Annotated in this window: 12 protein-coding genes; 6 read left to right on the top strand and 6 right to left on the bottom strand. The window is 60.7% G+C overall.

Annotation, left to right across the window (positions count from 1 at the left end):
* The first annotated feature begins 16 nt into the window (after positions 1-16).
* Complete coding sequence (murG, locus tag ACVW0B_RS03075) at positions 17-1,120, top strand: undecaprenyldiphospho-muramoylpentapeptide beta-N-acetylglucosaminyltransferase (protein WP_457474441.1); 1,104 nt, start codon at positions 17-19, stop codon at positions 1,118-1,120.
* 3 nt (positions 1,121-1,123) lie between these two features.
* Positions 1,124-1,879, top strand: coding sequence for an endonuclease III domain-containing protein (locus tag ACVW0B_RS03070; protein WP_457490923.1), 756 nt, complete (start codon positions 1,124-1,126; stop codon positions 1,877-1,879).
* A 308-nt stretch (positions 1,880-2,187) separates the two neighbouring features.
* Here the strand turns inward: ACVW0B_RS03070 and ACVW0B_RS03065 are convergent, their stop codons facing one another.
* From ACVW0B_RS03065 to ACVW0B_RS03040, 6 genes are all read right to left on the bottom strand, one after another.
* The gene (locus ACVW0B_RS03065; protein WP_457490922.1) at positions 2,188-4,059 is read right to left on the bottom strand and encodes a chloride channel protein; all 1,872 of its coding nucleotides are present in this window, start codon (positions 4,057-4,059) and stop codon (positions 2,188-2,190) included.
* 7 nt (positions 4,060-4,066) lie between these two features.
* On the bottom strand, positions 4,067-4,855 hold the full coding sequence (gene map, locus ACVW0B_RS03060; protein WP_011433730.1) for a type I methionyl aminopeptidase: 789 nt from the start codon (positions 4,853-4,855) through the stop codon (positions 4,067-4,069).
* A gap of 195 nt (positions 4,856-5,050) precedes the next feature.
* The gene (locus ACVW0B_RS03055) at positions 5,051-5,626 is read right to left on the bottom strand and encodes a DUF2062 domain-containing protein (protein WP_457490921.1); all 576 of its coding nucleotides are present in this window, start codon (positions 5,624-5,626) and stop codon (positions 5,051-5,053) included.
* Positions 5,627-5,778: 152 nt separating this feature from the next.
* On the bottom strand, positions 5,779-5,940 hold the full coding sequence (locus ACVW0B_RS03050) for a hypothetical protein (protein WP_457406372.1): 162 nt from the start codon (positions 5,938-5,940) through the stop codon (positions 5,779-5,781).
* A 319-nt stretch (positions 5,941-6,259) separates the two neighbouring features.
* Complete coding sequence (locus ACVW0B_RS03045) at positions 6,260-7,321, bottom strand: DUF1611 domain-containing protein (protein ID WP_457474444.1); 1,062 nt, start codon at positions 7,319-7,321, stop codon at positions 6,260-6,262.
* On the bottom strand, positions 7,321-8,373 hold the full coding sequence (locus tag ACVW0B_RS03040) for a dipeptide epimerase (protein ID WP_457465874.1): 1,053 nt from the start codon (positions 8,371-8,373) through the stop codon (positions 7,321-7,323). Before ACVW0B_RS03040 ends, ACVW0B_RS03045 begins: the two co-directional genes overlap by 1 nt.
* A 178-nt stretch (positions 8,374-8,551) precedes the next feature.
* Between ACVW0B_RS03040 and ACVW0B_RS03035 the strand changes: the two genes are divergently transcribed.
* The 4 genes from ACVW0B_RS03035 (at position 8,552) to ACVW0B_RS03020 (ending at position 15,125) form a co-directional block, all read left to right on the top strand.
* Positions 8,552-10,189, top strand: coding sequence for an acetolactate synthase large subunit (locus ACVW0B_RS03035; protein WP_457490958.1), 1,638 nt, complete (start codon positions 8,552-8,554; stop codon positions 10,187-10,189).
* Between the two features lie 156 nt (positions 10,190-10,345).
* Entirely contained in the window at positions 10,346-12,427 is a 2,082-nt protein-coding gene (locus tag ACVW0B_RS03030; RefSeq protein WP_457490920.1) for a GspE/PulE family protein, read from the top strand.
* Positions 12,428-12,558: 131 nt separating this feature from the next.
* Positions 12,559-13,701: a type IV pilus twitching motility protein PilT gene (locus ACVW0B_RS03025; RefSeq protein ID WP_414352159.1), complete on the top strand. Its 1,143-nt coding sequence runs from the start codon at positions 12,559-12,561 to the stop codon at positions 13,699-13,701.
* 197 nt (positions 13,702-13,898) lie between these two features.
* Positions 13,899-15,125, top strand: a complete 1,227-nt coding sequence (locus tag ACVW0B_RS03020; protein ID WP_011433722.1) for a type II secretion system F family protein — start codon at positions 13,899-13,901, stop codon at positions 15,123-15,125.
* Positions 15,126-15,135 lie beyond the last annotated feature (10 nt).

Below are 15,135 nucleotides of genomic sequence, written 5' to 3'. Positions count from 1 at the left end.
CCTAACCGGCACACGGGTGGACACACGCGCCAAGGATCCAGCTTCACGCCCGCGGCTGCTGGTTGCTGCCAGCGGCACTGGTGGCCACATTTTTCCGGCCTTGGCCGTTGCCGAGCAGTTGCCCGACTGGCAGATCGAATGGCTGGGGGTGCCGGATCGGATGGAAGGGAAGCTGGTGCGGGAGCGCTATCCCTTGCACCGGGTTGTCATGTCCGGCTGGCAGGGATCCCCTCTCCGCAAGCTGCAGGCCTTGGCCCAACTGGCCCGTGCGACCCTACAAGTGCGCCGACTCCTTATGTCGGGACGGTTTGATATTGTCCTGACCACCGGCGGGTACATTGCCGCTCCGGCCATTTTGGCCGCCCGTTCGCTGGGGGTGCCGGTGTTGCTGCACGAGTCCAATCGGATCCCGGGCAAAGTGACCCGTTGGCTGGGGAGATTTTGTCAGGTGGTGGCGCTGGGCATGGCGGAGACGGCAGAGCATTTGCCAGGGGTGGCCGCCCAAGTGGTGGGCACGCCAGTGCGGGCCGAGTTCTACACGCCCCAGCCTTTCCCTGCCGACCTCCCCATTCCCGACGGGGATCCCCTCATTGTGGTCATGGGGGGTAGCCAGGGGGCGCGGGGCCTCAACCGCATGGTGGCCGCCTGTGCCCCAGCTTGGTTGGAGGCGGGGGCCTGGATTGTGCATTTGACCGGCGGCAGCGAAGCTCAAGATCCGGAAGCCAGGATCCCCAGCCATCCCCGCTACCGGCCCTTTCCTTTCCGTCGAGATGTAGCTGCCCTGCTGCAGCGGGCCAACTTTGCCATTAGCCGGGCCGGGGCCATGAGCCTGGCGGAGTTGCTGGTCACCGCCACCCCGGCCATTTTGATCCCCTATCCCTTTGCCGCTGAGGATCATCAGTATCAGAATGCTCTGGCCTTTGTGGGGCGCGGTGGGGGGGTGGTCATGCGAGAATCCGAAGAGAACTTGGACTTGCTGCGGCAAACGGTGTTGACCTGGTTGGCTCAGCCGCAGGTGGTTGCCCAAATGGCCGCTCGCTTGCAGGCCGCAGCTCCTCCCAATGCCAGCAAGGTTCTTGCCCGCCTGTTGCAGGAGATCCGCCAGAGTTCTGCCCGTTAAGCCGTGGTACAGCCAAGATTGGACAGCCTTTCCCAACGCCCGCCTGCGCCCGCCAAAGCGGCGGAGTCCCCAACCCTGCTGGCAGAACTCCCGCCCGCCGACAGGATGGAATCGCTGTTGATGCGGCTAGAACAGTGCTTTGGGATCCCCCAGCGGGCTCCCGATGGCCTTTCCCCCCGCCCGGATCTCCTGGACGAGTTGGTGGGCACGATCCTTTCCCAGAACACCACTGACACCAACAGCAGCCGTGCCTTCCGCGCCCTCAAAGCCGCCTTTCCCTCTTGGGAAGCGGTCTTGGCTGCCGACCCGGCAGATCTGGCCCAGGTGATCCGCTCCGGCGGCTTAGCCCACCTCAAGGCAGTCCGAATTCAGGAGATCCTGGCTGCCATTCAAGAACGACAGGGATCCCTGAGTCTGGACTTTCTGAGAGAGCTAGACGATGCTGGCGCCCTCGATTTTTTGCTCTCCCTGAAAGGGGTAGGGCTGAAGACCGCCACCTGTGTGTTGTTGTTCGGGCTGGGTCGGGATCTCTGCCCGGTGGATACCCATGTGCATCGAGTGGCCAACCGTCTGGGCTTGGTGCGGGCCAAACATCCCGACGACACTTTTGCTCAGCTTTCCCCTCAGATCCCCAGAGGCAAAGCCTATTCCCTGCACGTCAACTTTGTCCGGCTGGGCAAGCGCATCTGCAAGGCCCGCATGCCCGAATGTGGCCGCTGCCCGCTGCGTCCCACCTGCCCCTCTGGGCGGCAGCGTTGATCCCGACAGCAGGGCTGATACATTCACGCTGAACTCTCCTGAACATGGTTCAGGAAAGAAGCGATCGCATCCTGCCTATCTCTGTTCGCGTCAGCGGGACGGAGTCCAAACAGGAAGGCGGTATCCCGCAAAGCCCTGAGGAATACCCCCCGAGCGCTTTCCCCCTTCACTTCCCGGCAACCGTTGCGGTGGACTCAAGGATCAGGGGGAAACTTGGTCTACTATATCCCTCTCAATGACTTTTGCCAAACCGCCTAAAGCTCAGTAAATTCAGCAAAGTTCAGGGTTTTGGGGGTTAGAGGCATGCTCTATTCTGCGGGCGCAGTAGAAGCATCTGGGATCCCCTCTTGTCCGTTCCTGCCGGCGTCTCTCTCTGCTGGGGGAACTTCCAACTCCAGGGCTTGCCGCACCGATTGAATCTCTTGGGAGAGCAGCACCCGCTCTCGATCCAACAGGCCGACGATCTGCTCCGGGTCTTCCCGCGAGACCACTGGCAATTGGCGCAAATCGTATTCGTACATCGGCTCAGCTGCCACCGCTACCGCCTCATCGGGGAAGGTGGTGAGAACCGGAGATTGGCTGACCTCCTGTACGGTTAGCTCCGCCAACTCCGCCGCCTCCTTGTGGGCCAAGGCCCGCTCCAGATCTTCCAGGGTGAGAATGCCCCGCAGCCGCTCCTGTCCGTCCACCACCAACGCGCTATGGCACTTTTGCTGCAGCAAACTCTCCAGAGCTTCTCGCAGCGGTGTGTCTTGCCGAAGCAAAAGAGATGGGGGTACCATCACCTCTTGCACCGTCAGCTCTCTAGGCTCCTGCCCAAGGACTCCGTCAAGCGTTGCGTGGCGATAGCGACGGGCGGAAGGGTAGATGGCCGGCGAATGCAACTGCTCCGTCAGCCAGATGCTCAAACCCACTGCCGCCATCACCGGCAGCGCAATGTGATAGTCCCGCGTCATCTCAAACAGCAGCAAGATGGCCGTTAGCGGAGCCCGCACGCTGGCCGCCAACACCGCCGCCATGCCCACCATGGCGTAGGCAGCAGGGGGAGACAAGGCAATCAAGGGCAAAGCTTGAGATAGCACCTGACCGTAGCCTGCCCCCAGCACTGCCCCCATGAACAAAGCCGGGGCAAAGGTTCCCCCCACAAAGCCGCTGCCCAGGCTCAAAGCGCTCAGCAACAGCTTGCCCAATAGGAGCAGGCCCAGATGGCCAAGAGAAAAGGGAACGGCCTGCAGAATCGACTCAATGGTTTCATAGCCCACCCCCAACGCCAATGGGATCCCCAAGCTCGCGCAGCCCAGGATCCCGCCCCCCAAAATGGGCTTGCTCCAAGCTGGCCAGGCCGCCAGGGGGCCACTGTTGAACAGGTGCTTGCCCCACTCCAGGGTGTAGCTGAAGGCCATAGAAACCAGGCTGGCCAAAAAGCCCAAGCCGAGATACAGAGGTACCTCCAGCAAGCTGTGGATCTCGTAGTCCGGCAAGACAAAAGCCGGCTGGGTGATGGTGGGCAAAAGAAAAGCGGGTTGTGCCCCCAACCCCACCTGGGCAATCAAGGCGGAGACCACCGCCGCCAACACCACCACACTGACGGCAGAAGTGGTGAAGGTGCGGGCCAAAGCCAGCTCCAGTGCCAAAAACACCCCGGCAATGGGCGCGTTAAACCCTGCCGCCAGGCCAGCCGCTGCTCCGGCAGCCATCAACAGTTGCACCCGCTCCCGCGAGAGGCGTAGGTTTTGCCCCAGCAGGGATCCCAGCAAAGCGCCACTTTCCACACTGGGGGCCTCAGGGCCAAGGGAAGCTCCCGCGCCCAACGAGATGGCAGCCGCCAAGAGCTTGAGCGGGATCCACCAGGGCTGAAGTGCCAAAGGACGAGCAGGACTCACCAAGCCGGAGAGGCTCAAGTTGGGAAAGGGCACAACTGCCCCCAAAGCGCCGATCAGCAGGCCCCCCAACACCGGCGCCAAAGCCAGCGGCCAGGATCCCAGCAGCCACAGGCCATAGTGTTCTGCAGCCCTGCCGAGGCCATCCACGAGGGTGTCCTGCAGCAGATAGCGCCACCAGCCAATCAAGTAGCGAAATCCAACCACCGATAGCCCCGTGCCCAACCCCACTGCCGCCGCCAGCAGCAGCAGCAGGTTCTCGGAGGAGAGGCGCAGGCGGAGAGCGGGGGCGCTGTTCATGATCGGCTCAGGGGCTTTGGGAAGGCAGGGTCAAGATCTCTACACCGGTTTCGGTAACGGCGACCGTATGTTCAAATTGGGCCGAGAGCTTGCCATCCAAAGTGACCGCCGTCCACCCGTCGGAGAGCACCTTCACCTCCCAGGTGCCCTCGTTGATCATCGGCTCGATGGTGAACACCATGCCGGGGCGGAGTTTCTCCCCTTTTCCCCGTTCGCCGTAGTGGGGGATCTGGGGAGCAGTGTGGAATTGCCGTCCCACCCCATGCCCGACAAAATCGCGCACCACGCTGTAGCCCTGGGCCTCGGCATATTCTTGGATGGCAGCGCCAATGTCGCCGACTCTCCCCCCCGGCTTGACGGCAGCAATGCCCCGCCGCAGACATTCTTCGGTCACCTCCACCAAGCGCCGCGCCCGCTCAGAAGGCTGTCCGACAAAGAAGGTTTTGGACGTATCGCCGTGGTAGCCATCCAAAACCGGGGTGACATCGATGTTGATGATGTCGCCTTCTCGCAGGATCTGCTTGGGGCTGGGAATGCCGTGGCAGACCACGTGGTTGACGCTGGTGCAGATGGACTTGGGAAAGCCATGGTAGCCCAAAGGGGCGCTTCTGGCCCCATGCGCCCGCGTCCATCGCTCGGCCTCGTCGTTAAGCTCTTGGGTGGTGACCCCTGGCCGCACCATCGGCTCCAAGTGCTTGAGCAGATCTGCCGCCAGGCGACAAGCCCGCCGCATTTTCTCCAGTTCCCGCGAAGAGAGCAACACAATGGGCTGAGGGGCTTGCGTGAGCTGGTTCATACCCGTCTGCAAAGCGGATCCCAACTGCTCCCCCCATCGCTGGGAGCGACGGCTGAGGTCTGTCAACAACGCTCGCATGTCTTCCATCATGAGACCTTATCTGTGAAAAGCTCTGTGAAAACGGATGGATCTCTGCACCTGCAGACTGTCCAGGATTGGGTTCTCAGTTGGGATTCTGAATCGCCTTGCGCCCATTCACAGACCCCTGCCGGCCATTTTCTGCCGCCGACGAATCTGCTGCACCAACCACAGCCCCAGAAAATAGCTGACGAGGGATCCCCAAAAACCGACAAACGCACAGCCGACAAACAGCGTGCCCGACATCTCCAAGCCCCACTGCATCCAGTTTTGCCAGGTAGCCGCCACCAGCTCTGTGGAAGGGGATCCCAGCAGCCATTTCCCCACCTGGTAGTTAAACGCATAGATGGGCACATAGGTGAAGGGGTTACTCACCCAGGTCCCTGCCACCGCCGCCAGCTTGTTGCCCCGAAACGGAACAGCCAACACCAGAGCGGCCAACGTTTGAAAGCCGAAGATGGGGAAACAGCCGGCAAAAACCCCTACCGCCAAGCCACGGGCAATTTCTTTTGGCGACGATTGCAGCCGCAACAGGCGCAGATAAAGATAGCGCAGCCAACGCTTCCAGGAAGGATCCCGGCGGGCTAGGGTCGGCCCTGGTTGAGATCCAGAGTAGGATCTGGAATAAAGCTTAAGGGATCCCGGCGAAGGCCAGGAGAAAGAGGGCAGCCTCAACCAAAAGAGGGGGCTCATGGTGGCAAGGGGGCAACTGAGAGAAGGTGTTAAGTCCTGTAAATCCAGTGTATCTTTCCTGCCCTTGGCGACAAAGGGCTATCGGCAAATCTGGGCCGGCAGCACCTGGGTGATCCTGAGGGATCAGTTTGCTCAGTTTACAAAGTAAGCAGTTAGCTGAGCTTGTCCACCAAGGCCAGCACGAAGTTAAGACCCAAGTAAGAAACCAGCACCACCAAGAATAGGAACAGGGCAATGTTCAGCCCGGATCGCAGGGCAGAGGGCAGGGATCCCGATTTCATTTTGGGATCAGGCTTTTCGGGGGGAGTTGTCATCTGGAGTTCTGGGGAAGACTGTGAATCTAGGATCCCATCTTGGCTGTGCAGGTGTACCCATCGGCTTGCTGGGAGATTTGCGCAGACCTCACCGGGATGAACACCCTCTACGAAACCATTTATACCTCTGGACACAGGAGCAAGCCCAGCTCTTGGCCCCCGGCCAATGGGAGCGACTTGGATCGAGAATACCTGGCTGAGGAGATCGCATCTCAGAGAAGACAACGGCACCGGGAACCATCTGAATCGCTCACCTGTTGAAGATGATGAGTTTTTCCCAGATGGACAATGGGAGTGGATCCGCTGTCTACAAACTGAGTTATCCTGCCGCCAGAATTGCCTCCAACAAGGGATCCGCCCCAAAACGCACCACATCCGTACAGGGCCGTCCGGTCTCGGCTTCCACCCGGCGGATCTGCTCTAGGGCTGCTTCTTCCTCCCAGCCGAAGGTATTGAGGGCAATCCCCACCACGGGCGCGGGGGCAAAAGCCCCGGCAGCCGCTGCCACCTGTTCATACAGCTCGATCACCTTGGGTAAGGGCGGGATGGGCACGTAGTCTATCCCCTTGATGTGGGTCTGGCCGGCGCGGTGTACCAGGATGAGGTGGGTGGGCTGGGATCCGCGCAACAGGGGCAAGGTGGCCGTAGAGGCGGGGTTGAGCAGGGATCCCTGGCCTTCCAGATGCAGAATGTCGTGGTCAGAGCCATAGCGTAAGATCAGTTGCTCCACCGCCCCACTGGCATAGTCCACCCGCACCGCATCCAAAGGGATCCCCTCGCCGCCGATCAGGATCCCGGTTTGCCCGGTGGCCAAAAAGCGGGAGCGCAGGCCCCGTCTCAGGCTGGCCCGGTGCAGCTCCAAGCTGGTGGACATTTTGCCCACGCTCATGTCGGTGCCCACCGTCAACACCCGTTTACAGGGCAGGGTGCGGGCCAGGGCTTTCCCCACCGACAGGTTGGGGGGCTCGCGGCGAATATCCCAGATCCAGGCCCCCGGCTGCAACCACTGCCGAAACTGGGGATCCTCGGCCAAAGGCGTGTGCAGCCCATTCACCAGAGACAGGCCAGCTCGCAGGGCCAGGCCCAACTCCTCCCGCCAGGCTGGCGGCAACTGCCCCCCTGAAGGGGCGATCCCAATCACCAGAACTTCAGGCCGGTGGGCCAGCGCCTCCTCCACCGAGGCCACGATGGGGATGTCTTTGGCAATTCCGGTCAGATGGGCCAGGGATCCCCCCGCCTGCTCCCGGTCGATCACCGCCACCACCGGGAAAGAGCCGTAGCGCAGCAGCCCCAGCCCCGTTTTCCCATGCTCCCCCAGCAACCCCCCGTGGAGCAGGATGGCCACGCGACTTTCGCTGGACAGGGATCCTGGCTTTCCCATCATTCCTCCCTCAGCTCTACCCCCAAACCCGGTCGGTCGGTGGGGAGCAGGCAGCCGTCCTGCAGGATGGCCCCGGCAAAGGGATCGTCGATGAGGTTGAGGTGGCTATCCAAGTCCAGGTAATCCACCAGGGGAGCCAAGTGGGCTGCCGCCGTATTCCCCAGAGCTGTGTTGCTGTAGCAGCCCAACATCACCTGTAGGCCGTGGGCTTTGGCGGTGTGGATCATGCGCCAGGCTTCGCTGAGGCCTCCGCACTTCATCAGCTTAATGTTGATCCCGTGGACGCGATCCACCAGAGGGGGGATATCGCGGCTGTCCATACAGCTCTCATCCACAAAAATGGGCAGCTTCGACTCGTGCCAGAGGGTGATCAGCTTCGCTTCCTGCCCCCTCTCCAAAGGCTGCTCCAGGTAGCTCACCCCTTGCCCCGCCAGCCAGTTGCTCATGCTCAGGGTTTGCTCCACCGTCCAAGCGCCGTTGGCATCCACTGTAATCAGGGATCCCAGCGGGATCACCTCTTGTACAGCAATCAGCATGTTCTGATCCGCCATCAGTCCTGAGCCGCTGCCCAGCTTGATCTTAAAGGCCCGCGCTTGGGTCTGTTCCATCCAGGCCAAGGCGCGCTGGCGGGCCGCCTGCGGGGTGGAGATGCCGATCGTCATCGTCGTGGGCGGAATGCGGGAGCGATCCAGCCCCCACAACTGCCACAGGGGCCTCCCCAGCCGTTTGCCCATCCAATCGTGCAGGGCCATATCCACCGCTGCCCGCGCTGCCGAAGGGATCCCGGCCCGCAGCAGTTCTGCCTCGATTGGCTGTCGCTCCCAGGGGGAATGGCGGCGCAGGATCCCTTTGGCCACGTCCAAGCCCATCAGGATGTCGTCCAGAGACTGGTGGTAGTCGTCGCTCACCGAAAAAGGGCAAGCCTCTCCCCACCCTTCAACTCCCTCCTCCTCAATTCGCACCCAAGCCAAGGTTGTCTCGCTGTGGGTACCTCGGCTGATGGTCAAGGCGTAGCGCTTGTGAACGGTGAAAGGTTCGACGTAGAGCCGCATGGGCATCTCCAGAAGAGGAAGCTTGGAGGGGCAATTGGGCCTGGGCCGCCCCTTTGAGCTTAGCTTGGTTCCCAGCCCAGCCTGCCCCCGTCCCCAAGCCCAGAAAACAAGTTATCCCTTGCCCCGTCCGCCGTCTATGGTGGGATCCAGATCCACCGTTCTCCATACCCTTGCCACCATGAATACCGCCGAACTGCTGGTTCGCTGCCTGGAAAATGAGGGGGTGCAGTACATCTTCGGCGTTCCTGGCGAAGAAAACCTGGAAGTCCTGCAAGCCCTGCGCCGCTCCTCAATTCGCTTTATCACCACCCGCCACGAACAGGGGGCCGCCTTCATGGCCGATGTCTATGGCCGGCTGACGGGCAGAGCGGGGGTGTGTCTCTCCACCTTGGGGCCGGGCGCCACCAACCTGATGACCGGAGTTGCCGATGCCAACCTGGATGGAGCACCCCTAGTGGCCATCACCGGCCAAGTGGGCACCGACCGCATGCACATCGAATCCCATCAATACCTGGATTTGGTGGCCATGTTTGCCCCCGTCACCAAGTGGAATGCCCAGATCGTGCGCCCCAGCATCACCCCGGAGATCGTGCGCAAGGCTTTCAAATTGGCCCAAACCGAGAAGCCCGGGGCCGTCCACATCGACTTGCCGGAAAACATCGCCGCCATGGAAGCCAGCGGCACTCCCTTGAGGAGAGATCGCCTGGACAAAACCTACGCCTCCTATCAAAGCCTGAACGAAGCGGCGTCCCTGATCTCCCGCGCCCGCAACCCCTTGATTTTGGCCGGCAATGGGGCCATTCGCGCCCAAGCCAGCAGCGCCCTCACGGAATTTGCCACCCGCTTGAACATCCCCGTGGTCAACACCTTCATGGGCAAAGGAGTGATCCCCTACACCCACCCCTTGTCCTTGTGGGCCGTTGGCCTACAGCAGCGGGATCTGGTCAGTTGTGGTTTCGACCGCACCGATCTGTTGATCGCCGTCGGCTACGACCTCATCGAGTACTCTCCCAAGAAATGGAACCCCGACGGCACCATCCCCATCGTTCACATCGCCGCCCTGCCGGCTGAAATCGACAGCAGCTACATCCCGCAAGTGGAGGTGGTGGGAGACATTTCCGACTCCCTGATGGAGATCCTGCGCCGCTGCGATCGCACGGGCAAGCCGGATCCCTATGGCCTCAGCCTGCGGCAGAACATCGTCCGCGAGTACACCTGCTATGCCCACGATCAGAGCTACCCGATCAAGCCCCAAAAGCTGATCTACGACCTGCGCCAAGTCCTGCAACCGGAAGACATCGTCATCTCCGATGTCGGCGCCCACAAGATGTGGATGGCCCGCCTCTACCACTGTGACAAACCCAACACCTGTCTCATCTCCAACGGCTTTGCCGCCATGGGCATCGCCATTCCGGGGGCCTTGGCCGCCAAATTGGTGCATCCCGACCGGCGCATCGTGGCCGTAACCGGAGATGGAGGGTTCATGATGAACTGCCAAGAGCTGGAAACTGCCCTCAGGGTGGGCACTCCCTTTGTAACTCTCATCTTCAACGATGGCGGCTATGGGCTGATCGAGTGGAAGCAACACAATCAATACAACGAGGCTGCTTTCGTCAAGTTCGGCAATCCAGACTTCGTCAAGCTGGCGGAGAGCATGGGCCTCAAGGGCTACCGTGTCGAAAAGGCTGCCGACCTGATCCCCATCCTGAAGCAGGCCCTCGAGCAGCCGGTGCCCACCCTCATCGACTGCCCTGTCGATTACGGCGAAAATCTTTACTTGACCCAGCGGTCGCAAGCGCTGGTCTGCGAGGCTTAGGGGACGAGATGGATGTGAATGCGAGATTTGAGCCGAGTTGGGGCATAGTAAGCCCAGGGTTGGCGGCCTCTGGGAAGTCCAGACTTATGTATCTTTACCGTTGACCCTTAGCAGCCAAGTGCAGTGAAATAGAGGCATTGTGGGTGACCCGCCAGCATGAGCGATCTTCCTTCCCCTCCCTTTACCTCGCGCCGCGCCGGCGCTGCCAGCAAAGCTCTGGCCATCGCCAACGTCAGCATTACCCCCTTTGGCCGCAAGTTAAAGGAGCTGGGCTTTGCCGACGATAAGCAGATCCAGGACATCCAAAACGCCCTCAAAGCGGATCGAGAGGGCAACAGCAAGGCCCTGGCTCTGGTGGTCAAGGATATCGTGGGCAAAGAGATCACCCCTGACCTGGAGCGGGCTTACAAACGGCAGCAGCTCTTTGAACTGAAAATCATCTACGGGATCCCCTCCCTCGACATCGACCTGGAGCCGGTGGAGATCTCCGAGATGATTGGGCTGATCGACTCGATCTTGCCCCTCGACATCTGCAACCGCTACAAGTTCTTGCCCATTCGCCGTCGAGACAATCAGGTGACGGTGGCGATGGTCAAGCCAGACAACCTGCAGGCGTTGGATGACATCCAACGGCGCTTCCGCATCCAGGGGCTCAAGCTGCAGCGGCGGGTCTTCACCCAGCGGGATTTCGAGACCCTGATCAACCGCTACATGGATGCGCAGGCGGAGCTGCTGGCCATCAAGGGGATCAACGACGCGGCTGCTGCCCAACAGGCGGCTGCTGCCCAACAGGAAGAAGAGGTGGTGGTCAACACTGCCGAAATCGATCTGGATGCTATTGAGGATGTGGCTGCCGATGAGGTCGGCGAGGGATCCCTGGAGCAGCAGGTCAAATCGGCAGATGATGCCCCGATTATTAAACTGTCCAACCAGATCCTGGTCAAGGCCCTGCAGGATGGGGCGTCCGACATCCACATCGAGCCACAAGAAGAATACCTGCGCATCCGCTTCCGCAAAGATGGGGTGTTGCGGCAGGCTTTTGAAAACTTTCCCAAGAAGATCGTCCCCGCCCTCACTGCCCGCTTTAAAATCATCTCCGACCTGAATATTGCCGAGCGGCGCATGCCCCAGGATGGGCGGATCCGGCGGGTCTTCAAGGGGCGCAAGGTGGACTTTCGGGTCAGCACCCTGCCCTCCCGCTATGGGGAGAAGATCGTGCTGCGGGTTCTGGACAACTCCGCCACCCAACTGGGGCTGGACAAGCTGATCACCGACCCAGAGACCTTGGAAAGCTTCAAGGAGATTGTCAAGCGACCCTTTGGCCTAATCCTGGTAACTGGGCCAACGGGATCCGGGAAAACCACCACCCTCTACTCGGCCCTGGCGGAGGTGAACGACCCGGGCATCAACATCAGCACCGCCGAGGATCCCATTGAATACTCGCTGCCGGGGATCACTCAGGTGCAGGTGATCCGAGAAAAGGGCATGGACTTTGCCATGATCCTGCGGGCCTTCTTGCGGCAAGACCCGGATGTCATCCTGGTGGGGGAAACCCGCGACCACGAGACGGCCAAAACCGCCATCGAAGCCTCCCTCACGGGCCACTTGGTGTTGACCACGCTGCACACCAACGATGCCCCTGGCGCCATTGCCCGTCTGACGGAGATGGGGATCGAGCCTTTTATGATCTCCAGCTCGTTGCTGGGGGTGCTGGCTCAGCGCTTGATGCGCCGAGTGTGTACCGAATGTCGGATCCCCTACCACCCCACGCCGGAGGAGCTGGCCCGCTATGGCCTTACCCTCAGTGGCGACGGCGAGCAGCTCACCTTCTACAAAGCCAACAAGCTCTCCCCCAAAGAAGTGGAGCAGCGCAAGGCCACCGGCAAGCCCATCTGCGAGAAGTGTGGGGGCGTGGGCTACAAAGGTCGGGTAGGGGTGTACGAGTTCATGCGCATGAACGACCGCCTTGCGGACTTGATCAACAAAGAGGCCCCCACGGAGGTGATCAAAGAAGCGGCGGTGGAAAGTGGCATGAAAACCCTGCTGGCCTACAGTTTGATGCTGGTGAAGCAGGGCCTCACCACGCTGGAGGAGGTGGATCGGGTGACCCTCACCGACAAGGGTCTGGAAAGCGAGCTGAAGGCCCGTGCCAAGGCTCTCAGCACCTGCCGCAACTGTGGCGCGGCCTTGCATGTGGACTGGATGGACTGCCCCTATTGCCTGACCCCGAAGTTTTAGGAAGTCGGCTTGGCACTTGACGATGTTGGGGTGCCGACTATAACAGTCCTATACAGTTGCCTTTCTCACATGGCTTTGGCCGGCGGCTCTTTTGATAGACAGTTCTACTCGCCTTTGGAGAACCCAACCCTATGCCCCAACTGATGATCGAAGACCTCATGGAAGCAATCGTCCAAAAGGGCGGTTCCGACATTCATATCTCGGCGGGTTTGCCCCCCTACTTCCGCATCAATGGTCACCTTGAGCCGACAGAGCATGAGCCTCTCTCGGCAGAGGAGGTGCAGCGGTTGATCTTCAGCATGCTGAACAACAACCAGCGCAAGCAGCTGGAGCAAAACTGGGAATTGGACTGCTCCTATGGGGTGCGGGGGATCGGGCGCTTCCGCGTGAACGTCTACCGCGATCGCGGCACCTATGCTTGCGCCATGCGGGCCCTGGCTTCTGAGATCCCCAACATCGACAAGCTGGGCCTGCCGGATGTGTGTAAGGAAGCAGCTCGCCTGCCGCGGGGCTTGGTGCTGGTAACCGGCCCAACGGGATCTGGCAAATCGACTACGCTGGCTTCCATGATCGACATGATCAACCGCGAACGGGCCGAGCACATCCTCACCATCGAGGATCCCATTGAGTATATCTACACCCCCATTCGCAGCATCATCCACCAGCGGCAACTGGGGGAAGACACCAAGAGCTTTGCCAATGCCCTGCGGGCAGCGATGCGGGAGGATCCGGATGTGATCCTGATCGGGGAGATGCGGGATCTGGAGACCATCCAGTTGGCCATTACCGCCGCCGAGACGGGCCACCTCTGCTTTGCCACGGTACACACCAGTTCTGCCGCCCAGACGGTGGATCGCTTGGTGGATGTGTTTCCGCCCGAGCAGCAGCAGCAGATTCGCGTGCAGCTCTCCAACTCCCTCAAGGCCGTCTTCTCCCAAACTCTGGCCCGCCGCCTCAATCCCAAGCCAGGAGAGCCTGGACGGGTGCTGGTGCAGGAAATCATGGTGGTGACGCCGGCCATTGCCAACCTGATTCGGGAGGGCAAAACTGCCCAGATCTACTCGGCTATCCAGACGGGGGGCAAGCAGGGCATGAAAACGCTGGAGCAAGATCTGGCTAACCTTTACCTACAGGGCAAGATCGACTTCGATACGGCCATGTCTAAGACCTCTCGCCCCGAGGAGTTGCAACGGCTTTTGGGCAACGTTACCGGGCCCTCGCCAGCCGCGGCTGCCCAGCAACAGCGGCCACCAGCAGTTGCCACCCGTCGCTAAACCTCGTTGCCACCAGGCAGTGCTGGGATCCCGGGGTGAGGGTTCATTGCCGATCTCTAGCCGCTGACTTGATTTGTGGCTAAGCTCTAGCTGAGAGATTGTTGATCTGCCCAAGGTTTGGGCTGACTTCTCTTTTGCACCTGCGAAACATTTAAAGCCATTTCGTTATTTAGAGCGATCTAGCCGGGGGTACAGCCATGCCGCGCTACAAGGTTCGGGGGTTAAAGGCCGGTCAGCCGGTACGCCTGACGGTGGTGGCCAACAGCTTGACCGAAGTTCGTGCACGGCTGCGCCGAGACGGGATTTTTGCCAAACAGGAAGACATTCAGGAGGAGAAACCCTTCTTTTCCTTGGATACGTCTTTCGATTTCTCAATGCTGGGATCCATCGACATTCGCGACAAGGCAGTGTTCTCCCGGCAATTTGCTGCCTTGATCAACGCCGGCGTGTCGATGGTGCGCTCTCTCACCATCATGGAGGAGCAAACCGGCAACCCCAAACTCAAAAAGTACCTGCGGGCTATCCGAGCGGAGGTGGAGGCGGGGAAAAACCTCTCCGACTCCATCCGCCCTTATCCCGACGCCTTCGACGGCCTCTACTGCAGCATGGTGCAGGCGGGGGAGGTGGGCGGCGTGCTGGACGAAGTGCTCAACCGCCTGGCCAAGCTGCTGGAGGACATGGATCGCCTGCAGAAGCAGATCAAGTCAGCCATGACCTACCCGGTGGTGGTGACGATCTTGGCTGTCTTGATTTTCTTGGGCATGGTGCTGTTCATCTTGCCCACGTTTGAGAGCATCTACAACGACTTGGGTGGGGAGCTGCCCGCCTTTACCCAGTTTTTCATCAACATCAGCAAGTTCCTACGCACGCCCCAGTACAGCTTGGGGCTGGTGGGCTTTCTAGGGGCCGTCTATTTTGCTTTCCGGCGCTTTTACCGCACCCCTGCCGGCAAGGAGACCATCGACGCGCTGGCCCTCAAGCTCCCTATCTTCGGGGATCTGATCCAGAAGTCGGCGGTGGCTCGCTTCTGCCGCACCTTTGGCGCTCTCACCCGCTCCGGGGTGCCGGTGCTGACTTCCTTGGAAATTGTGCGCGACACCTCCGGCAACCAGGTGGTGGCCAACGCCATTGACGCCGCCCGCCAATCCATCTCAGAGGGAGGGCAGATTGCCCCTGCTCTGGACAAGGCCAAGGTCTTCCCAGTCATGGCCATTCAGATGATCAGCGTGGGGGAAGAGACAGGGGAGCTGGACGCGATGCTGATGAAGACGGCGGATTTCTACGAGCTGGAGGTGGAGGAGGCGGTACGCGCCCTCACCAGCCTGCTGGAGCCGTTGATGATCGTGATCCTGGGCGGTATGGTGGGCTGCATTATCGTGGCCATGTACCTGCCCATGTTCAACGTGTTCGAGTTGGTGAAGTAGTGGATTGGGC

The organism is Thermostichus sp. MS-CIW-23, assembly GCF_054059455.1.
Note: the sequence above shows the minus strand (reverse complement) of the source record. Positions and strands in the feature narration are given on the sequence as shown.

What these genes read in the sequence shown, in the direction of transcription:
- ACVW0B_RS03025 (WP_414352159.1), top strand. Translation starts at nt 12,559, where the DNA reads ATGCCCCAACTGATGATCGAAGACCTCATGGAAGCAATCGTCCAAAAG.
- ACVW0B_RS03045 (WP_457474444.1), bottom strand. Translation starts at nt 7,321, where the DNA reads ATGGGAAAGCCAGGATCCCTGTCCAGCGAAAGTCGCGTGGCCATCCTG.
- ACVW0B_RS03035 (WP_457490958.1), top strand. Translation starts at nt 8,552, where the DNA reads ATGAATACCGCCGAACTGCTGGTTCGCTGCCTGGAAAATGAGGGGGTG.
- map (WP_011433730.1), bottom strand. Translation starts at nt 4,855, where the DNA reads ATGAACCAGCTCACGCAAGCCCCTCAGCCCATTGTGTTGCTCTCTTCG.
- ACVW0B_RS03030 (WP_457490920.1), top strand. Translation starts at nt 10,346, where the DNA reads ATGAGCGATCTTCCTTCCCCTCCCTTTACCTCGCGCCGCGCCGGCGCT.
- ACVW0B_RS03020 (WP_011433722.1), top strand. Translation starts at nt 13,899, where the DNA reads ATGCCGCGCTACAAGGTTCGGGGGTTAAAGGCCGGTCAGCCGGTACGC.
- ACVW0B_RS03055 (WP_457490921.1), bottom strand. Translation starts at nt 5,626, where the DNA reads ATGAGCCCCCTCTTTTGGTTGAGGCTGCCCTCTTTCTCCTGGCCTTCG.
- ACVW0B_RS03040 (WP_457465874.1), bottom strand. Translation starts at nt 8,373, where the DNA reads ATGCGGCTCTACGTCGAACCTTTCACCGTTCACAAGCGCTACGCCTTG.
- ACVW0B_RS03050 (WP_457406372.1), bottom strand. Translation starts at nt 5,940, where the DNA reads ATGACAACTCCCCCCGAAAAGCCTGATCCCAAAATGAAATCGGGATCC.
- ACVW0B_RS03065 (WP_457490922.1), bottom strand. Translation starts at nt 4,059, where the DNA reads ATGAACAGCGCCCCCGCTCTCCGCCTGCGCCTCTCCTCCGAGAACCTG.